At 65.3% G+C, this 20,877-nt stretch carries 15 protein-coding genes; 2 read left to right on the top strand and 13 right to left on the bottom strand.

Annotated elements, in window-relative coordinates; genetic code table 11:
- Positions 1-15: 15 nt before the first annotated feature.
- From ToN1_RS24305 to ToN1_RS24320, 4 genes are all read right to left on the bottom strand, one after another.
- Positions 16-1,266, bottom strand: a complete 1,251-nt coding sequence (locus ToN1_RS24305) for a sarcosine oxidase subunit beta family protein (protein WP_169208893.1) — start codon at positions 1,264-1,266, stop codon at positions 16-18.
- Between the two features lie 18 nt (positions 1,267-1,284).
- Entirely contained in the window at positions 1,285-2,664 is a 1,380-nt protein-coding gene (locus ToN1_RS24310) for an L-serine ammonia-lyase (protein ID WP_169208892.1), read from the bottom strand.
- Positions 2,665-2,686: 22 nt separating this feature from the next.
- Complete coding sequence (glyA, locus tag ToN1_RS24315) at positions 2,687-3,949, bottom strand: serine hydroxymethyltransferase (RefSeq protein ID WP_210147905.1); 1,263 nt, start codon at positions 3,947-3,949, stop codon at positions 2,687-2,689.
- 195 nt (positions 3,950-4,144) lie between these two features.
- Positions 4,145-7,039, bottom strand: a complete 2,895-nt coding sequence (locus tag ToN1_RS24320) for a bifunctional diguanylate cyclase/phosphodiesterase (RefSeq protein WP_169206732.1) — start codon at positions 7,037-7,039, stop codon at positions 4,145-4,147.
- 313 nt (positions 7,040-7,352) lie between these two features.
- On the opposite strand from ToN1_RS24320, the gene ToN1_RS24325 reads away from it, so the two are divergent.
- Positions 7,353-8,501 carry a cytochrome P450 gene (locus tag ToN1_RS24325; protein ID WP_169206733.1) on the top strand — a complete coding sequence of 383 codons (1,149 nt, stop codon included), beginning with the start codon at positions 7,353-7,355 and terminating at the stop codon, positions 8,499-8,501.
- A gap of 14 nt (positions 8,502-8,515) precedes the next feature.
- Here the strand turns inward: ToN1_RS24325 and ToN1_RS24330 are convergent, their stop codons facing one another.
- Together ToN1_RS24330 and fabF are read right to left on the bottom strand one after the other, a co-directional pair.
- The gene (locus ToN1_RS24330; protein ID WP_169206734.1) at positions 8,516-9,856 is read right to left on the bottom strand and encodes an MFS transporter; all 1,341 of its coding nucleotides are present in this window, start codon (positions 9,854-9,856) and stop codon (positions 8,516-8,518) included.
- Between the two features lie 109 nt (positions 9,857-9,965).
- A complete protein-coding gene (gene fabF, locus ToN1_RS24335; protein WP_210147928.1) occupies positions 9,966-11,279 on the bottom strand; it encodes a beta-ketoacyl-ACP synthase II in 1,314 nt (437 codons plus the stop codon).
- A gap of 150 nt (positions 11,280-11,429) precedes the next feature.
- On the opposite strand from fabF, the gene ToN1_RS24340 reads away from it, so the two are divergent.
- Complete coding sequence (locus tag ToN1_RS24340) at positions 11,430-12,341, top strand: LysR family transcriptional regulator (protein ID WP_169206735.1); 912 nt, start codon at positions 11,430-11,432, stop codon at positions 12,339-12,341.
- A gap of 154 nt (positions 12,342-12,495) precedes the next feature.
- Here the strand turns inward: ToN1_RS24340 and ToN1_RS24345 are convergent, their stop codons facing one another.
- The 7 genes from ToN1_RS24345 to ToN1_RS24375 all read right to left on the bottom strand — a co-directional run bounded on the left by ToN1_RS24345 (position 12,496) and on the right by ToN1_RS24375 (position 20,874).
- Positions 12,496-13,785, bottom strand: a complete 1,290-nt coding sequence (locus ToN1_RS24345; RefSeq protein ID WP_169206736.1) for a TRAP transporter large permease — start codon at positions 13,783-13,785, stop codon at positions 12,496-12,498.
- Positions 13,782-14,309 (bottom strand): TRAP transporter small permease, encoded by a 528-nt coding sequence (locus tag ToN1_RS24350; protein WP_169206737.1) that lies wholly within the window; start codon positions 14,307-14,309, stop codon positions 13,782-13,784. Before ToN1_RS24350 ends, ToN1_RS24345 begins: the two co-directional genes overlap by 4 nt.
- Positions 14,310-14,385: 76 nt before the next feature.
- On the bottom strand, positions 14,386-15,411 hold the full coding sequence (gene dctP, locus ToN1_RS24355; RefSeq protein ID WP_244860897.1) for a TRAP transporter substrate-binding protein DctP: 1,026 nt from the start codon (positions 15,409-15,411) through the stop codon (positions 14,386-14,388).
- A gap of 154 nt (positions 15,412-15,565) precedes the next feature.
- A complete protein-coding gene (locus ToN1_RS24360; protein ID WP_169206738.1) occupies positions 15,566-16,252 on the bottom strand; it encodes an isochorismatase family protein in 687 nt (228 codons plus the stop codon).
- Between the two features lie 293 nt (positions 16,253-16,545).
- A complete protein-coding gene (locus ToN1_RS24365) occupies positions 16,546-17,355 on the bottom strand; it encodes a DUF5020 family protein (protein WP_169206739.1) in 810 nt (269 codons plus the stop codon).
- A 39-nt stretch (positions 17,356-17,394) separates the two neighbouring features.
- On the bottom strand, positions 17,395-18,903 hold the full coding sequence (locus ToN1_RS24370; protein ID WP_169206740.1) for an NCS1 family transporter: 1,509 nt from the start codon (positions 18,901-18,903) through the stop codon (positions 17,395-17,397).
- Positions 18,904-19,065: 162 nt separating this feature from the next.
- Positions 19,066-20,874: a hydantoinase B/oxoprolinase family protein gene (locus ToN1_RS24375; RefSeq protein ID WP_169206741.1), complete on the bottom strand. Its 1,809-nt coding sequence runs from the start codon at positions 20,872-20,874 to the stop codon at positions 19,066-19,068.
- Positions 20,875-20,877: the final 3 nt, after the last annotated feature.

The following is a 20,877-nucleotide window of genomic DNA, read 5'->3' on the forward strand; positions in this document are numbered from 1 at the left end:
GTGTCCTGCTCCTCCTCAGTGCGCGACGCCCGCGGCGCCGTGTTCGTCGATGAGTTTGCCGCTGATGAAGCGGTCGATGGAGAACGGCGCGGCGAGCGGATGCGCCTTGCCCGCGGCGAGCGTCGCCGCAAAGACGTTCCCGGAACCGGGGGTGGCCTTGAAGCCGCCCGTGCCCCAGCCGCAGTTGAAGAACAGGCCGCCGACGGGCGTGGCCGAGATGATCGGACAGGCGTCCGGGCAGGTATCGACGATGCCGCCCCACTGGCGGTTCATGCGCACGCGCGAGAACATCGGGAACATCTCGACGATGGCCTGCAGCGTGTGCTCGATGGTCGCGTAGCTGCCGCGCTGGCCGTAGCCGTTGTAGCCGTCGATGCCGGCGCCGATGACGAGGTCGCCCTTGTCCGACTGGCTGACGTAGCCGTGCACCTTGTTCGACATCACGACGGTGTCGAGGATGGGCTTCATCGGCTCGGACACCAGCGCCTGCAGCGGGTGCGATTCGATCGGCAGCTGGAAACCCGCCATCTTGGCGAGCACGCCGGAGTTGCCGGCAGTCACGACCCCCACCGTGTCGGCGGCGATGAAGCCGCGGGTCGTCTCGACGCCCAGCACCTTGTTGCCGTTCTTGCGGATGCCGGTGACTTCGGTCTGCTGCAGGAGATCCACGCCCAGCGCATCGGCGCCGCGCGCAAAGCCCCAGGCCACCGCGTCATGGCGGGCGACGCCGCCGCGCGGCTGCCACGAGGCGCCCATGATCGGGTAACGCGTGTTCTTCGAGCAGTCCATGATCGGCACGATCTCCTGGATCTGCTTCACGTCCAGCACCTCACCGTCGATGCCGTTGAGGCGGTTGGCGTTCACGCGCCGGTGGATGTCGCGCATGTCCTGCAGCGTGTGGCCGAGGTTCATCACGCCGCGCTGGGAGTACATGACGTTGTAGTTGAGATCCTGCGACAGGCCTTCCCACAGCTTCATCGCGTGCTCGTACAGCCACGCGGCCTCGTCCCACAGGTAGTTCGAGCGCACGATGGTGGTGTTGCGCGCGGTGTTGCCGCCGCCGAGCCAGCCCTTCTCGACCACCGCGACGTTGGTGATGCCGTGTTCCTTGGCGAGGTAGTAGGCGGTCGCGAGCCCATGGCCGCCGCCGCCGACGACGATCACGTCGTACTTCTTCTTCGGCGTCGGATTGCGCCAGGCGCGCTGCCAGTTCTCATGGTAGCTGAGCGCGTGCTTGACGAGCCCGAATCCTGAGTAATGCTGCATGATGTTATCTCCTCGTCTTCAGCATTCGATGACGTTCACGGCGAGTCCCCCGCGCGACGTCTCCTTGTATTTGTCCTTCATGTCGCGCCCGGTCTCGCGCATGGTCTTGATCACCTTGTCGAGCGACACGAAGTGCTTGCCGTCACCGCGCAGCGCCATGCGCGCAGCGTTGATCGCCTTGATCGAGCCCATCGCGTTGCGCTCGATGCACGGCACCTGCACCAGTCCCCCGACCGGATCGCAGGTGAGCCCGAGGTTGTGCTCCATGCCGATCTCGGCGGCGTTCTCGACCTGCTCGGGGGTGCCGCCCATCACTTCGGCCAAGGCGCCCGCCGCCATCGAGCACGCCACCCCGACCTCGCCCTGGCAGCCGACCTCGGCGCCGGAGATGGAGGCGTTCTCCTTGAAGAGGATGCCGATCGCGGCGGCGGTCGCAAGAAAGCGCACGACGCCGTCCTCGGTCGCGCCGGGGATGAAGCGGTAGTAGTAGTGCAGCACCGCCGGGATGATGCCGGCCGCGCCGTTGGTGGGCGCGGTGACGATGCGCCCGCCCGCGGCGTTCTCTTCATTGACGGCGAGCGCGTAGAGGTTCACCCAGTCCATCGTCGTGAGCGGATCGCGCAGGCTCGCCTCGGGCGTGCCGGAGAGCTTGCGGTGCATCTCCGCCGCACGGCGCTTGACCTTCATGCCACCGGGGAGCGTCCCTTCGACCTCGCAGCCGCGGCGCACGCAGGCCTGCATCACCTTCCAGATGTGCAGCAGGCCGTTCCTCGTCTCGGCTTCGCTCCTCCACGCCTTCTCGTTCTCCAGCATCAGCTGGCTGATGGAGAGTTCATTGACCGCGCACTGGGTCAGGAGCTGGTCGGCGCTGTGAAAGGGGTACGGCAGCTCGGTCGCGTCCTCGACGATGCGGTCCGCACCCGCGGCCTCCTCGTTGACGACGAAGCCGCCGCCCACCGAGTAGTACACCTTGCTCGCGAGCTCCGCCTCGCCCTCGCCGAAGGCCATCAGGCGCAGGCCGTTGGGGTGGTAGGGGAGCGTCTGGCGGCGCAGGAAGACGAGATCGGTCTTCTCGCAGTAGTCCACCGGGTGGAGGCCCAGCACCGTCAGGCGCTTGCCCTCGCGGATGCGCGCGAGCCGGGCATCGATGGTGTCGGGGTCGACCAGATCGGGCGCCTCCCCTTCCAGGCCCAGCAGCACCGCCTTGTCGCTGCCGTGGCCCTTGCCGGTCGCCCCCAGCGAGCCGTAGAGCTCGGCGCGGATGCGGCGCACGCGCGGCAGCAGCCCCTCGTCCTTGAGGCCGGACGCAAAGGTCAGAGCGGCACGCATGGGCCCCACGGTGTGGGAACTGGACGGGCCGATCCCGACCTTGAACATCTCGAATACGCTGATCGCCATGGCGTGTCGCTCCGGGGGCCGATCAGCGGGTGGCCGGATAGACCGGGAAGCGCGCACACAAGGCCTTCGCCTTCTCGCGCACGGCGGCGATCACGGACTGGTCGTCAATGTGGTCGAGCACGTCGCAGATCCAGTGCGTGAGTTCCTTGGCCTCGGCTTCCTGCAGGCCGCGCGTGGTGATCGCCGGCGTGCCGATGCGGATGCCGCTGGTGACGAAGGGCGATTGCGGGTCGTTGGGCACGGCGTTCTTGTTCACGGTGATGTGCGCCGCACCGAGGGCCGCGTCGGCCTGCTTGCCGGTGAGGCCCTTGTCGACGAGATCGACGAGGAAGAGGTGGTCGTCGGTGCCGCCCGAGACGATCTTGTAGCCGCGCTCCATGAAGACGCCCGCCATCGTCCGCGCGTTCTTCAGCACCTGCTGCTGGTAGGCGCGAAACTCGGGCTGCAGCGCTTCCTTGAGCGCGACCGCCTTCCCCGCGATGACGTGCATCAGCGGGCCGCCCTGGATGCCGGGGAAGACGACCGCGTTGAGCTTCTTCTCGAGATCCGGGTTGGACCGCGCGAGGATCAGGCCGCCGCGCGGGCCGCGCAGGGTCTTGTGGGTGGTGGTGGTGACGACGTCGGCGAAGGGGATGGGGTTGGGATACAGGCCGGCGGCGACGAGGCCCGCGACGTGGGCCATGTCGACGAAGAGGTACGCACCGACCTGGTCGGCGATCTCGCGGAAGCGCTGCCAGTCGACCACGCGCGAGTACGCGGAGAAGCCTGCGACGATCATCTTCGGCTTGTGCTCCTTCGCCAGCGCCTCGACCTGGGCGTAGTCGATCTCGCCGGTTGCCTCATCGAGGCCATACTGGATGGCGTTGTAGAGCTTGCCGGAGAAGTTCACCTTGGCGCCGTGCGTGAGGTGCCCGCCGTGCGCGAGGCTCATGCCGAGCACGGTGTCGTGCGGCTCCAGGAGCGCCATGTACACCGCGGCGTTGGCCTGCGAGCCCGAGTGCGGCTGCACATTGGCGTAGTCCGCACCGAAGAGGAGCTTGGCGCGGTCGATCGCCAGCTGCTCGACCACATCGACGTGCTCGCAGCCGCCGTAGTAGCGCTTGGCCGGATAGCCCTCGGCGTACTTGTTGGTGAGCACGCTGCCCTGCGCTTCCAGCACGCGCGGGCTGGTGTAGTTCTCGGAAGCGATCAGCTCGATGTGCGATTCCTGGCGCTCGAACTCGCCCTCCATCGCCGCCTGCAGCTCGTCGTCGAAATCGGCAATGCGGTCGGTCAGTGCAAACATGGGTCCTGTCTCCTCGGGTATGTCGCCACCGTTTCCGGTGGCAGCCGCAACGGATGGCGGCTTCATGGGAGGAGATGTTAGGAATTCCGTCGATGGGACTTTTGCCTGTATCCGTCACGCGTTTGCTTGTTACGGACCGACACGACTAAACGCCTGCATGCGCCAGGCAATAGCACTTGCGAAGTGCGCCGCGGCTTACGATCCTGTCGGGGCGATCAGACGTGCGGTGTTACGCGCGAGGAATTCGGCGAACTCGTCGGGCGGCACTGGCCTCCCGAAAAAATAGCCTTGAGCCTCCTCGCAACCAAGGGCGACGAGTTGCTCGACGAGAAGAGCGCGCTCTACACCTTCCGCAATCGTGCGCAGGCCGAGCCCATGGGCCATCTGCACGATCGCACGCACCAGCGCGCAGCTGTCGGCATTCGAGTCCATGTCGCGCACGAAGGATTGGTCGATCTTGAGTTTATCGAACGCAAAACGCTTCAAATAGGCGAGATTGGAATAGCCGGTTCCGAAATCGTCGATCGACAGCTTCAATCCCAGTGACTTGAGCTGGGTCACCGTGCGCGATACGGTTTCGGCATCGCCGATCAGGATGGACTCGGTCACTTCCAATTCGAGAAAGCGCGCATCGAGGCCGCTCTCGCGCAGCGCATCCGTCACCGTTTCGACGAGATCACCGTGTCGGAACTGCACCACCGACAGATTCACCGCAACCACGATGGGCGGGAGCCCATCTCGCTGCCACGCGGCGGCCTGGCGGCAGGCTTCGCGCAATACCCATGTGCCGATCGGCACGATGAGACCGCTATCCTCGGCAAGCGGGATGAAGCGCGCAGGCAAGACGAGACCAAGCTCAGGATGCTCCCAGCGGACAAGGGCCTCTGCTCCGATCACCGCGCCGGTCAGCAGGTCGAGTTGCGGCTGGAAATGGAGCCGGAGTTCCCCGCGTCCGATCGCCGTGCGCAGCCTGGCGAGTAGGCGCATGCGCTCGAGCGCATCGGCCTGCATGCTGGATTCGAAGAAACGGTAGGTATTGCGGCCGGCGGCCTTCGCGACGTAGGTCGCCGTGTCCGCATTCTTGAACAATGTGTCGAAATCCGCCCCATCACGCGGAAACATCGACACGCCGATCGACACGGTACTCACGAGCTCGTGCATCTCGACCACCACCGGTCGAGCGAACTCGACGAGCACCTGCTGCACGAACTGCGCGGGTGCTGAATCGTCGGCAACGTCTTCGACGAGGATCAGGAATTCGTCGCCGCCGAATCGGCAGGAGCAACATTCGTCCATGCCCAGTTTCCGGACCCGCGCGCCGATCTCCCGCAGCAGGCCGTCTCCGACGACGTGCCCGAGTGTGTCGTTGATGACCTTGAAATTGTCCAGATCCAGATGCACGAGCGCACACGCACGCTGCGCCTGTTGCGCACGCTGCAGCGCGGCGCGGGCGTACTCTTCGAACAGCAGCCTGTTGGGCAGGCCGGTGAGTTGGTCGTAGTGGGCGAGATGCTCGATCCGCGCGACGGCGGCCTTGCGTTCCGTGATGTCACGCACGAAGCTGAAGTAGCACGGCGCAACCGGGTGGTTCACATAGTTGACACTGACCTCGATATCCCGCACCGAGCCATCGGCGCGGCGCCAGCGGCTGTCGAAACGCGCCGAGCCGGCACGCGCGATCCGCTCCAGTTCCACGCGTAGCGCCCGCTCGTCGTAGACCGCCTCCACGTCCGCCAGACGCATCGCAAGCAGTTGCTCGCGCGTGTAACCGCTCAGTGCGCAGGTCGCATCGTTCACCTCGATGAAGCGCCCCTCGGGGTCGAGCACGACGAGCGCATCCATCGAGGTTCGCAGCATCATGGCGTGACGCGCCTCCGCGAGGCGCAGTTCGGTTACATCGGTGAGGATGGCCCCTGTGCCATTGAGGTGCCCGTCGTCGTCGAAGACCGGAAAGCGCACGGTCTCGAAGATCCGGTCGACCTGACCGGCAACAATCGACTCGACCATCACGAGCGGCTCGACACGGTCGCGGACCTGCGCATCATGGTTGTCGAGCTTTCGGGCAACCGCCTCCGGAAGCAGTTCGTAGACGGTACGGCCAATCATCTCGTCGCGCGACCGCCCGGCGAAACGTTCGAAGGCACGATTGACGAGGGTGTAACGCCCCGAGGCATCCTTCAACACCGAGATCGCCGGCGAGTTCTCGAGAAATGCGCGATTGAGCGCCTGACTCGCGCGCAGGCTCGCCGTGCGTTCGGCGACCTCGGATTCGAGATTCAATTCGCGCTGCCGCAGTTCGCGGAACAGCAGGTCAAAAGGCCGGATCAGCCCCGTGACGAGGACCGCGCGGTACAGGATCCACGCCGAAATGCCCAACAGGTAATGACCGATTTCGTTGGCGAAGCCGAATACGCTCACATAGCGCGTGAAGGCGAATTCCGTGATCCCGCCCGTCATCAGGGCACACAGCAGCAGGCGCATAACTCCGCGATCGAAATCCCTGCGCCGCCGATACATTGCGACTGCGGCGGCAGCGAAAACCCCCACGATGATGAACTCGCTCACGACCTTGAACCGGGTCAGCCCCTGCCCCTCGATGAAACTGTCGGGGAAATGGCCCGTGAAGATCACCCCGCTCAGCGCCAGGCCGATCGCTCCGTAGCCGGTGAGCAGCAGGGACGACGGAATCGGTGCGCGCATCGCCAGAACGGCGAATAGAAAGGAGACGCTCTCGATGTAGCGGAAGGCGATCCAGAGCTGAGTCGGGAGGTTCGCGTCGTAGCCGGGGAACAAGGCCAGCCCGCGATAGCTCAGGGCGTGCAGGAGCTCCAGGCCGGCGACCGCGAGCGACGAGATCCCGATCACGCGCAGGAAGGTATTCCTGCTCCAGAACCGGCTGTGCCAGGCGAGGATAAAGATCCCGCCGAGAACCACGACACGCAGGATCTCGATCGCGGTGTGGAACAACACATAGTCGTAACGCGCGACCGCGTGAAACAGGAATAATGCGACCGCCACGCCGAGCAGATGCGCCGGGCTGGGCATGCCGGTCCGTTCGTGCGAATAGGAAGCGTCCTGCGTGTGGGCCATCGCCGACCTACTCTCGCCGTTTTAGATGCGGTATATCGGATGCCAGTGAGATAGTGCCATCTTACCAGCCTGATGCCCCACGGCGGCCGAGTTCGACGATCGTCGTCGCCAAGATGCACCCGCTCGACGCCGTCACAATTGACAGACAATCACTCGCTCTCGGCCGGACGCCGGCGGGCGGACGTTAGAATGTATCGGCAAGCTGTTCGCGAATCGCCCTTTGGCGATGCGATCCGGATGGCACCGGCGGTTTTGTTTTAACGACCCGGGCATCGACCGACGTCGGCCAGGGGCGCAATGAGAGGGGATGAGGATGACCGATCACATGCCTGACGACCTGTCAGCCGTGGGCAGGGACATGAGGGCCTACACCGACGAATTGCGTCCCCGGCACGGTGTGGTGCGCAATGTGCAAGGCGAGTGGGTGCTGCTGAGGCACGAGCTGGTCGTGGAGGCGGCGCTGAGCGATGATCGGTTTTCCAACGCAGTATCGAGCCATCTCCAGATTCCGAACGGCATGGACTCGGACGAGCACACGGCATACCGGGACGCTTTGGATCGCTTCCTCACGCCCGATGCGCTCGCCCCCTTCCATGAGCGCTTCCGTCGGGTGGCGGCCGACTTGGTCGCATCGCTGCCCAGGGACGTCGCCGTCGACGCGGTGTCCCAGGTGGGCGTCCGGTTCGCCGTTCGGGCGCAAAGCGCATGGCTGGGCTGGCCGGCTGATCTCGAAGATCGCCTCGTGGCCTGGGTGGCCGAAAACCACGCCGCGACACGCTCGGGCGACAAGGCTTGGACACAGAAAGTGGCGGAGTCATTCGACGACCTGATCCTCTCGGTGCTCGAGCCGCGCCGCGCGGCGCGCGGGGATGACACTGACGATCTTACCGCGCGGCTCATGCAGACCGAAGTGAGCGGCCGCCGCCTGACCGATGCGGAGATCGTGTCGGTTCTTCGGAACTGGACGGGTGGAGACCTGGGCTCCATCGCGCAGTGTGTCGGCGTGCTGATTCATTATCTGGCGACACATCCCGCAGTGCAGGATCACCTACGCGCCGGCGTACCCGACGCCGAGATCGATGCCATCATCGACGAGATCCTGCGGATCGACGACCCGTTCCTGTCCAATCGCCGTGTGACGACGTGTCCTGTTGCGATCGGGGGCGTGCAACTGCCGCAAGGGGCACGTGTGAAGTTGAACTGGACCTCCGCAAACCGGGACGAGGCGACCTTCGGCAACCCGGATTCCATGGATCCGGAACGCAACGCCGATCGAAATTTGGTGTACGGCATCGGAAAGCACGCATGCCCCGGGCGATGGCTCGCGACGCTGGAAATGCGCATCGCATTGCAGGAACTCCTCGCCGCAACGTCGTCGATCGCTCTTGATCCACAGCAATCCACCGAACGGGCGGCATCCCCGGTCGGCGGATGGGCCAAGGTGGCGGTCGTGCTGGCCTAGCCTCGCCGCGAAGATCACCTGCCGGGCGCCCCCTGCTCCCGTAAGCCCGCCGCAATCACCGCCCCCATCGTCAGGAGTGCGGCGATCAGGTAGAGGCCGCTGTTCAGGCTCCCCGTCGTGCTCTTCACCCAGCCGAGCATGGTCGGGCTGGCGAAACCGCCGATCAGGCCCAGGCTGTTGATGAAGGCGATGGTGCCCGCCGCCGCCTTCGTGCCGCCGAGGAAATCCGTCGCGATGGCCCAGAAGAGCGGTTGCAGCGTGAAGATGCCGGCCGTGGCGATGCTCATCACCAGCAGCGACAGCGGCAGGTTTCCGGCGGTCTGCGAGATGGTCGCGAGCGCGGCGGCGCCGATCAGCGCGCAGGCGACGGTGTGGCGACGGCGCTCGCCACTGCGGTCGGAGTGACGGCACACAAGGATCATCGTCAGCACCGCGATGCCGTAGGGGATCGCCGAGTACAGGCCGATCGAGAGCACGTCGGTGACGCCTGCGCCCTTGATCAGGGTCGGCAACCAGAAGCTGATCGCATACACGCCGCAGATGAAGGTGAACCACGCGAGCGCCATCGCATACACGCGCTGCGACTTTACGGCGTCGCCGAAGGAGTGGTTGTGGAAGAAGGGGCGCGCGGCGTGGTCGCGCTTCAGTTCGGCGACGACGACGGCCTTCTCGTCGGCGCTGAGCCACTTCGCTTGCTGCGGCCGATCGTCGAGGTAGAAGTACGCGATCACGCCGAGTAGGCAGGACGGCAGCCCCTCGATGAGGAACATCCACTGCCAGCCACCCAGCCCGTTGAACCCGTCGAATGTCCGCATGACCCAGCCCGACAGCGGGCCGCCAACCACGCCCGCCGTCGCGACCGCGGTGAGGAACAGCGCCATGACGCGCGCGCGGCGGTTCGCCGGGTACCAGCAGGTGAGGTAGAAGATCATGCCGGGGAAGAAGCCGGCCTCGAACACGCCGAGCAGGAAGCGCAGCACGTAGAAGACGGTCGGCGAGGTGATGAACATCATCGCCGCGGACGTGAGCCCCCACAGCACCATGATGCGCACGAGCGTCTTGCGCGCGCCGATCTTCTCCAGGATCAGGTTGCTCGGGACCTCGAACAGGAAGTAGCCGGCGAAGAAGATGCCGGCGCCCAGGCCGTACACCGCGTCGCTGAAGCCCAGCGCGTCCTTCATCTGCAGCTGGGCGAAGCCGACGTTGATGCGGTCGAGGTAGGCGGCGACGTAGCAGATGAACAGGAAGGGCATCAGGCGCCAGGTTATCTTGCGATAGGTCGCATCCACCGTCTGCTCCAGCACGCCCTCACGAGACCCCGCGGCGCAGGGCATCTCCAGCACCGTTGTAGTCATTCGTGTCTCCTCGTTCGAATATTTTTTCGAATCGGTGTGGATCGACGACGCGCCGGTGATGGCCGGCACATCCGCCCATGCTGCGGTTCAATTCAGCTCCGCCCTCCCTTCAGTCCTTAACGGCGCCGAAGAGCAGCGCCGCGTTGGTACCGCCGAAGCCGAAGGAGTTCGACAGCGCGGTGCGCACCGTGCGGCGCTTCGCGACGCCGGGAACGAAGTCCATGCCGTCGAACTCCGCCGGGGGTTCGGCGAGGTTGAGCGTCGGCGGCACGATCTGGTCGCGGAGCGCGAGCATGCACACGATGGCCTCGACGGCGCCCGCGGCACCGAGCAGATGCCCCATCGCCGACTTGGTCGAGGACACCGACAACCCGCCCTCCCCGCCGCGCGTGGCATGTTCGCCGAAGACCTCGCGCAGCGCGCGCAGCTCGACGAGATCGCCGAGCGGGGTCGAGGTCGCGTGGGCGTTCACGTAGTCCACTTCCTCCGGCGCAACACCCGCCCACGCGAGCGCGGCGCGCATCGCACGCAGGGCCCCGCTGCCGTCCTCGGGCGGCGCGGCGATGTGGTAGCCATCGCCCGACAGGCCGTAGCCGAGGACCTCGGCGTGGATGCGCGCGCCGCGCGCCCGTGCGTGCTCGTAGTCCTCGAGCACGACGATGCCGCTACCCTCGCCGATCACGAAGCCGTCGCGCGCGGCGTCCCACGGGCGCGAGGCGGCCTGCGGGGTGTCGTTGAAGCCGGTCGACAGCGCGCGGGCGGCGCAGAAGCCGGCGATGCCCAGGCGCGACACGGCGGCCTCCGTGCCGCCCGCGACCATCACGTCGGCATCGCCCAGCATCACCATGCGCGCGGCGTCGCCAATCGCGTGCGCGCCGCTCGCGCAGGCGGTCGCGACGCCGTGCGTGGGCCCCTGCAGGCCGTGACGGATCCCGACCTGGCCGGCGGCGAGATTCACCAGCGCGGACGGAATGAAGAAGGGAGAGATGCGCCGCGCGCCCTGACGTTCCAGCGTCAGGGCGCCCTCGGCGAGCGCCGGCAGCCCGCCGATGCCCGAGCCGATCAGCACGCCGGTGCGCTCGCGCGCCTGCTGCGATGACGGATGCCAGCCTGCGTCCTGCAGCGCCTGCTCCGCGGCGCACAGCGCGTACATCGCGAAGCGGTCCATCTTGCGCTGATCCTTCGGGGGCACCCATTCGTCCGCGTCGAAGCCGCCGTCCGCATAGGCGCCTTCGGGCAGCAGGCCGGCGATGCGCGACGGCAGGTCGGCGACCTCGAAACGGTCGATCGCGCGGATGCCCGACTCGCCGGCGAGGAGCCGCGCCCACGTGCGCTCCACGCCGACGCCGAGCGGGGTTGCGAGCCCCCACCCCGTCACGACCACGCGCCGCAGCGCCCTACCCCCCTCACCTGTTACCGCCATCCCGCCTCCTCGAATGAACCTGCTGCGCGACCGCGCGTGCGACCGCCCCTGATGTGTGAATCCTAGTCGACACTATTTCCAATATTATTTACAGTTGATTCCAGATTATTGCTTCCAGCAATTACTATCCACTCACCCGAGCCCCCGCCCATGCGCTTCGAAATCCGCCACATGCGCGCCTTCATCGCCGTCGCCGAGGAGCTGCAATTCCGCCCCGCCGCCGAACGCCTGCACATGACGCAATCGGCGCTCACGCGCACGATCCAGCACCTAGAGGAGGCCGTCGGCGCGGAGCTGCTGTCGCGCACGACGCGCGTGGTGCAGCTCACCGAAGCCGGGCGCACCTTCCTGTACGAATGCCGCCTCGCGCTCGGGCACATCGAGAAGGCATCGCTGCTCGCGCAGGCGGCTGCCGACGGCAAGGTCGGCTACCTGCGCATCGCGTACATGGACTTCGCGATCAACGGCAAGCTGCCGATGATCATCGAGAAGTTCCTGCACACCCATCCGGGCATCAAGGTCGAGCTGTTTCACATCCCGAGTTCGAAGCAGAAGGACGCGCTGCTCGAATCGCGCATCGACATCGGCTTCCTGATCGGCCCGTTCGAGTCGCCCACCGTGAGCCAGCTGCTGGTCGCGCGCGAGGAGCTGGTCGTGCTGCTGCCGGCCGCGCATCCGCTCGCCGACAAGCCGTCGATCTCAATCCGCGACTTGGCCAACGAGAAGTTCATCCTCGGCTCGAAGGATTCGTGGGAAGCCTTCCGCGCGCACTTCTTTGCGCTGTGCCACGCGGCCAATTTCTCGCCCCTCGTCGCGCAGGAAGCCTCGACCAGCGACGGCATCTTCGGGCTGGTCGCCGCGAACATCGGCGTCGCGCTGTACGCGCGCTGTGTCGAGAACATCCAGCGCAAGGGACTGGTGATCCGGCCGCTGGCGGGCCGCAATCCGCCGATGGAGACGCTCGTGTGCTGGCGCAAGGACATTCCGACTCCCACCGTGGACCGATTCGCGCAGTTCCTGAACGACAACGCCGAGGAATTCGGCATCGCGCAGGAGGGATGAGGATAGCGGCGCACCGCACAGCGACTGTTGCCGCTTGTGTCGCTATTGTTATTCCAGGACGCAATAGTCGTCTCGCGCCGCCCCTGCACGAAAAAAGCGACCCACGGGCCTGGAGAACCCGCGGATCGCCAAGGGGGGAGAAAGATGTCCGGACTCAGAAGAACCGGTTGGGCACGAAGGTGACGATCTCCGGGAAGGCCGTGAACAGCCCGATCACGCCGAGCATGATCAGCCAGTAGGGCACGGTCGCCCACGACGCCTCGCCGAGGCTCACCTTGCGCTTGGAGATCGTCACCAGCACGAAGAGGTTGAGCCCCACCGGTGGCGTGATCATGCCGACCTCCATCAGGATTGTGACGACGATGCCGAACCAGATCGGGTCGAACTGCATCGACATCATCAGCGGGAAGGCGATCGGCAGCGTCATCAGCAGCAGCGAGATGCCGTCGAAGAAGCAGCCCAGCACCAGATACACGCACACGATCGCCAGCAGCACCTCGTAGCGGCTCAGGCCCATCTTCGCGACCCAGTCGACGAGCTCCTTCGGCAGGCCCAGGACGCTGATCGCCTGCGCGAGGATCAGCGTACCGAGCAGCACCATCGCGATCGTGCCGAACATCAGCACCGAGGTCTTGAACGACTGCCACAGTTTCGGCAGCGTCAGGTCGCCCCACAGGAAACCCAGCACCGTGGCCGCGACCACGCCGAGCCCGGCCGCCTCGGTCGTCGTCGCGAGCCCCATGTAGATCGTGCCGAGCACGAAGAAGATGAGGATGGGCAGCGGCCAGATCGCCTTCAGGCCATGCAGGATCTCGCCCCAGCCCGGACGTTCGTCGGTACGCGGCGCGAGGTCCTTGCGGAAGTAGCACAGACCCGCGATGTAGGCCGAGAACAGGCCGGCAATGAGCAGGCCCGGAACGATGCCGGCGAGGAAGAGCTTGCCGATCGACACGTCCTGCGTGGCGCCATAGATCAGCAGCGACAGGCTGGGCGGGATCAGCAGGCCGAGCGTGCCGCCGGCCGCGAGCGAGGCGATGACGGTCGCCGGGTCGTAGCCGCGCTTCACCAGCTCGGGGTAGCCGACGGAGCCGATCGCCGCCGCCGTCGACGAACTCGAACCGCTGACCGCGCCGAACACCGTGCACACCGCGATGTTGGTGTGCAGCAGCTTGCCCGAGAAGCGATGGAACAACGGCGTGAGGCCGTTGTAGATGCGCCCCGAGATGCCGCTCGCCATCAGGATGTCGCCGAGGAAAATGAACAGCGGCACGGCGCTCAGCGTGAAGTCGGTGAAGGTGTTCCACACCGCCTGCACCGCGAGCGAACTCGCGTCGCCCACCTGGAACTGCAGCAGGATCAGGCCCGTGAGCCCGAGCGCCGCCCCCAGCACCGCGCCGGTCACCATCAGGACCAGCATGCTCGTGGAAAGGATGCCCCAGGTCATAGCCCTTCCTCCTCGCCGGCAAGCGCGAACAGCGAGTCGTGCCCGGCAAGCTGGCGCAGGCTGTCGAACAACTGGCCGACGCTGACGAGCACCAGCACCACGGTGCACAGCGGGAGCATTGCCATCCACGGCCACAGCAGCATCGAGCCGATGTCCGAGCGCGCGTCGAGCAGGCGCGAGTAATCGGCGAAATCGTAGGAGAGCGCGAGGAACCACACGCTGAAGGTCGTGAGGATCACGGTCGCGCCGATGTCGACGAAGTGGCGCAGCGGCCCCTGCAGCCCGCGCGTGACGATGTCGAGGATGATGTGACGGCGCATCACAAGGCCCAGCGGCATCGAGAGAAAGGCCATCGTGGCGAACAGCAGGCCGATGAATTCATCGGAGAAGGCGAAGGGCGCGCCGACGAAGTAGCGCATTACGACGCCGAGGAACACGAACACGCTCATCAGCACGGCGGCGACGGCGGCGAGCCGGTTCATGCCGAGCGCGAGCCCTTCCAGGCAGCGGATCAGGAAATGCATCTTGGTCTCCAGCGATTGATTCCGGAACGATCCGGGCGGCCACCACGTATCGCGGCAGCCGCCCCTGCGACGCCGCTCAGGGCGTCAGCTTCGCGATCGCCTCCCTCATGCGCTGGTAGTACTCGATGCCCTTCGGCCCGGCGGATTTCGCCATGTCGGCCCAGGCCTTGTCGGATGCGGCGACGAAGGTGCTGACGTCACCCTGCGAGAAGGGCTGCAGCATCGTGATGCCGAGCGCCTTGCGCTCCTCGATGGCGGCGTTTTCGCGATCGGCGCTCACCGCGGCGTCACGCGTCTTCGCCCACATCGCCTCGCCCGCTTCGACCAGCACCGCCTGCAGGTCCTTGGGCAGGCGCGACCACGCCTTGTCGCTGACGCCGAACATCCACGGCACCGCTGCCCACGGGTGCATGTAGGCCTCGTACTTCGCCACCTCCTGGATCGACACGGTCTTGGCGACCGTCGACAGGTAGTAGGCGCAGTCGACGACGCCCGTCTGCAGCGCCATGTACATGCTGTTCTGCGGGATCACCTGCGCCGCGACGTCCAGGCCCTGGAAGGTGCCGACGAGGTGGCTGCCCCACACGCGCAGCTTCTTGCCCTTCAGTTGCGCGAGGCTGTTCACCGGCTCCTTGCAGTGCACGCCGACGTTGAACACCGGGCTCACGACGCCACCGACGGTGTGGATGCGCCACTTCGAGTAGCCTTCCTCGTAGATCGCGCGCATCGTCGGCAGGAGTTGCAGGTGTTGCTGCGGGTTGCGGATCGCGCCCTGCACGTACACGACGCCCAGCTCGGGCGCATCGCGCGTGAAGTATTCGCCGTACAGCATCGCCATATCGACGGCGCCCGCCTGCATGATGCGCAGGAGATCCGCATCCTTCAGGCCGAGCGAGCCGGCATGGAAGACGTTGATCTTGAGCCGGCCGTTCGACCGTGCCGCAACGTCCTCAGCGAACTGCTGCAGGTACTTCGCCTCGGGGCGGGACTCGACGATCTGGCTGTGCATCTTCAGCTCTATCGTCTCGGTCGCCGCCGCGCTGCCGGCCACGATGCACAGCGCGCCGAGCAGCAGCTTCCTGAAAATCGACAAACCACTCATGACAAACACTCCTTTGGTGACAGGCGCGCGCCGATCGCGCGCGCCTGCCGCCACGCGTCGGTCGTCGCTTGTTTTCGTTATTGCGGGTCCCGGCTCGCGGGCGGTGAAACACGGCGGGCCGGCGGGGGTTTGTGCGCCCCCGCCGCGTACCCGATCAGCCCTTCATCGAGTACAGGTAATCGACGCAGCGGTCGACCGACTCGACGTCCGCAAACTTCGCGTCGATGTCGAACAGGTTCCACTCGACCGCGCCAGGCACGCGGTCACCGATGCACTCGCGCACGGCGATCGTGCGGAAGCCTTCGGCGAGGCCGTCGCACAGCGTCGTGCGCACGCAGGCCGACGCGGTGACGCCGGTCACGAGGATGGTGTCGACGCCCGCCGCGCGCAGGAAACCCGCGAGATAGGTGCCGTGGAAGGAACTCGCGCGCTTCTTGATCAGCACCTGCTCACCGGCGATCGGCGCGATGCGCGAGTCGATCGCCCAGATGTTCTCGTCTTCCTGATTGACGACGTCGACCGGGATCTTGTTGTGCCACAGGCCCATGTCGGTATGCGGATTCTTGCGGTCGGTGACCTGGTAGCAGGTCGTCACGTGGATCACCGGATGGTTGTTCTCGCGGCAGGCTTTCAGCAGGCGCTGCACGCCGGGGATGATCTCGTCGTCGATCTTCTCGCAGGTGAAGGGGTTGCCGGGACGGGTCCAGGCGTTGGCGAGGTCGACGTTGATCAGCGCCGGCTTCTTGCCGAAGCCCACGCGGCGCTGGAAGCCGCGGTCCTGGTACAGCTTGGTGGCTTCGGCGAAGGCTTGCTTGAGCATGTCGTTGAGTTGGCTTTCCATGTGTCGTCTCCAGACAGTGTGGGTTTCGGGGTTGCGACAAAGGCGTCTTTGTCTGGAGGAATACTAGCCAATACTATTGCTTGATCTATTTACAGTTAAGATTCAATTATTGCCCATAACGACAATTACAATCATCGACAGGTTTGGCCAGGCTCCGACCGATGCGTGCGCTGCCGTGAATGATTCGATGCCCGGATAAAGAGGCGCGAGCGCGATGCCGACGACCGGGTCGTCGCGCGTCGCGCTCGCGAGTGCCGGATCGCCAAGGATCCGGCCGTGCCGCCAAGGGCCGCTTAGAACTTCACGACTGCCATGATGTTGGGGAAGCTCTCATTGAGACCATCGATGCCGTACTTGTTGCGCCAGTACTGATATTCGGTACCGACGTAGAACGCATCTCGGCGACCCGACACGAGTTGACCGACATCCAGACGCAGCTGCGGCTGACATAGCAGTTGATTCACCGTCCCCTGCCCGCGCGCTCCGATGTAGTCGCAAAAGCCCTCGAAGGTCCACTGCGTGGGGCCGATGCTGAACGGCAGCCGCCATACCGGGGTCACTTGGTAGCTGTTCCGGTAATGGGGTTGCACGCCGTTGAACTGGGAACGGTCGTCATAGGCGAGCAGATCCACGTTGAAGTAGCTGAAGCCGGGCACCGCGAAGTCCAGCGTCACACCGTACAGCAGGATTCGCGTACCCGCGCCGCCGGTCGACGCGCCCGCGTTTACGCCGGCAGTCAGGCTCACGTCCTTGAGAATGCCACCGCCGAACGTCGCACCGGTGGTCTTGCCAAGACTGAGGTAGTGGTAATACTCGCCGTAGATGTCGTTCGAGCGCGGGGCATTCTTCGTTCCCCAATAGGAGTCGACGAAGAAGTAGTTGCGCCCGTAGGCATAGCCGCTCACGTGCTGCAGCGTGATTGTGGTTTTCGTGACGTCGTCGTGAATCCCCGGATCGCGGAAGCTCGTCCCGTTCATCATCTGCACGTCGGTCTCGCTCCAGTCCGCAGCGGTCGCCTGCCCCGCTCCAACGGCCAGTGCGAAGGCCAGCGCGGTCGCCGCAGTCAAACCGCGGGATTTACGGCCTTCCAAGAGCTGTCTCATTTCATATTCTCCAGTTTTCATTTTTGGGCAGCCAGGGATTTACAGGTCTTCGCGGCGCGAAAGGGCGTCGCTCAGCTGATACGAGGGCACACGCGAAAAGCCGCGAGAGGGCGCATAGGTCCAGTTGTGGCCGACGCTTGTAGCCAGGAAGCGGTCGCTGTACCGGGACGTGACCTCGGCCTGTGGGTAGCGCGGCAGGACCCATACCCACATCAGCAACAGATAGAGGGCAAAGCCGAGCGCAAAGCCGACGATGAAGGCCCAGGAGCCCGAGTAGAACGCCACCGCACCACCGGCGAGCCACGTCACCACGCCGGCCGGATTGACCCCACCGAGGAAACGGAACTGGCCATCGACTTCGTAGAGCTCCGGTACATTCAAGCGACGACGCCGGATTACGAAGTAGTCCGCGACCATGATCCCGCCGATCGTGGACAGGAAGGATCCGTACGAGAACAGGAAACTGAACAGGTTGTCGAGGATCAGCCAGGGCATCGACAGCGTGCCGATGATCCCAGCCAGCACGATGGCGGTGCGGTACCCGAGCCGCGGCGCGCCCGCATTGACGAACGTGAGTGCAGCAGGAATCAGGTTCGCTGCATTGTTCGTCGACCACTGCGCGAGCACCACCATGATGAGCAGCACGATGAGCGAGAAACCCGTCGCGCTGCCCTGGATCACCGTGATCGGATCCCAATTGCCGGCCGCGACGAAGGAGGCCGCACCGATCACCGCCACCCACGTCTGCGTCAACGGCAACGCGACGAGCTGGGCGAGAAAGACATGACGGTTGCGCCGCACGAAGCTCTTCGTGCCCTCCTCCACCTTCAGGAAGCGGGTAATGTTGGGAATGTCGATCGCGAGCGTCGACCAGAACGCCATATTGGCGAGGAATAGCGTGAGGATCGTGGTGTCCTTGCCGCCGACCCAGTTCCAGATGTTGAGACCCTTGGTCTGCGCCATCACGTCGAGCGTGTAGTACATCCAGATCGAGATCGCGATGATCGCCGGCGCCGCGATATCCGCGAGCTTCTCCACCGCCTTGATGCCGCAAGCGGTGTTCCATATCTGCACGACCGCAAACACCGCATACCACAACGGCCAGCTCGAAAAGCCGGTCAGATACTCGACGATACCGTTGATCGCGAGCGCGCCCAAGTAAGTCTGGATACCAAACCAGACCGCCGCAACCACGCCGCGAAACAGCGCCGGGAGGTGCGTGCCCGATGTCCCGAAGGGGGCGCGCAGATAGACTGCGAACGACAGGCCGTGCTCGGTACCGATATCGGCGGTGAAGGTCATCAGCAGAGCGAGAGCGACGTTGGCCGCGAGGATCACGGCGACGACCTGCCACAGTGGCAGAGATTCGACGCCGGTAGCGCCGAGCTGGAAGGTCGCGATGATGACCGCCAAGCCTATCCAGATCCACACGAAGCCAAGCGTACCGATCGTGCGCTGGGTGCTGAGAACGGGCAGGATCGACTCTTCGAGAAGGTGGGACCGGGTGGCCCCCGCGGCCGGGGCAATGGCCGCTTCGACATTGTGCATGATGCAACTCCTCCTTGGTGATGGGACGTATTTTTTGAATGACGAACGAAAACCGGGAGGCAGGCGCCGGAACACGCGCGCACGCCTCCCCACCCAGCCTTTCGGCCGGGTGAGTTGCGGAGCTACTGACTGCTTGCTAGGAAGTTGAGCCGGGCGCGCGGATCAGGCGGGCGACGGCTCGGAGGACCGCGGATTTGCGGCCATCTGCCGCTCCAGGCGGAGCAGCGTGCGGCGGGCCTGGGTGGCCGCCACATCGAGGACGAGGTCCCCGGAAATCACGACGCCATAGACATCTCGGGCATTCTGGATGGTGCAGAAATCGTCCATCACGTCCTCGAGCACCTGGCTCGCGGGGCGATCGAGCGGATCGCCATAGCCGCCTCCGCAGGGCGCGTAGTACGACATGCCGCCACCCGCCGCCACGCGCAGGTTCGAGAACTTGGCGTAGGTGTCGTACTTCGTTCCGTTCGCATGGAAGATTTCCACCCGTCCCGCCGCGCCTTCGGTGCCGCCGAAGGCGCCCCAGGGCACGTCGAGGTGCCGCTCGGATTCGTGCGTGATCGCCCCGTCGGTGAGCAGGCGCTGAGTCTTGACGACGCCGATGCCGCCGCGGAACTGCCCCGCCCCGGGCATCACGTCGTCGCGCAGCTCGTAGCGGTCGCATACCATCGGCAGGTGCATGCCGAGGTCCTCGATCGGGTTGTTGCGCGTGTTCGCCATCAGGTTGTCGATCGAGTCCGGCCCGTCCGAATGCGGCCGGCCGCCGTAGGCGCCTTCATTTACCTCGAGAAACACCCAGTAGTCGCCGTCGGGCTTGATGCCCGAATACGCCGCGAAGGACAGCGTCGCCGAGTTGCCGGCCGTGACCCGCTGCGGCATCACCGGCGCAAGCGCCTTGATAATCAGATCGATCATGCGGTTGCACTGCGTGAAGCGCGCCTCGGCCGCCGCCGGGTAGATCGGATTGAAGATCGAACCCTTCGGCGCGGTGACCTTGATCGGTCTGAAGGAGCCCTCGTTCGGCGGCAGCTTCACCTCCATCAATGCCGTGTCAGTCAGCATCGCGCGGAAGGCGCAGTAGCAGGCCGGCTTCGTCGAGCCTTCGAACGGGACGTTGAAGCCGGTCGGCACCTGATCGGCCGAGCCGGTGAGATCGACCTCGACGCTGTCGCCGGTGACACGCACGCAGACCTTGATCGGCAGGCGCTTGTCGCGATTCGCGCCGTCGTCGTCGAGATAGCCTTCGGCGAAGTACTCGCCATCGGGAATCTCGGCGATGCGGCTGCGCATCATCGATTCCGTGTAGTCCATCAGCTGGTTCGCCGCGCCGAAGACGGTTGCCTTGCCGTAGGAGTCGAGGAGCTCCTGCATGCGCTGCGCGCCGAGCATCGCCGAGGCAATCTGCGCGTCGATGTCGTCCTTGGTCTGCTTCGCGGTGCGGCTGTTGTGGCTGATGTACTGCCACAAACCTTCGTTTCGCTTGCCCCCCTCGTAGAGCTTGATACCGGCGAAGAGCATCCCCTCGGCAAAGACATCGGGGATGTCGATGATGAGCCCGGGCGTGGCTGCGCCGATATCGACGTGGTGCGCGGTATTCGCCGCGAAGGCGACGAGTTCGCCGCGCCAGAACACCGGCACGACGATGCACAGGTCGGGGCTGTGGCTCGATCCATAGTACGGGTGGTTATGGATGACGACGTCGCCCTCGTTCCACGTGCCGCCCTGGAGGCAGGTGCTGATGCCGCGCAGGTAGGCCGGAATGGATCCGATATGCAGTGGCGAGCCTTCGGACTCGGTCAGCGTATTGAATTGCAGGTCGAAGAGCCCCGCACCGATGTCCTGGGACTCGCGGATGATCGACGAGAAAGACATACGGTAGAGGACGTGGCCCATCTCTTCGGCAATGGTGTGCAGTGCGCCACTGATGACCTGGAGGGTGATCGGGTCGACCTTGGTGCTCGACGGATTCATCTC

Source organism: Aromatoleum petrolei (genome assembly GCF_017894385.1).
In the GTDB taxonomy this organism is placed as follows: Bacteria; Pseudomonadota; Gammaproteobacteria; order Burkholderiales; family Rhodocyclaceae; genus Aromatoleum; species Aromatoleum petrolei.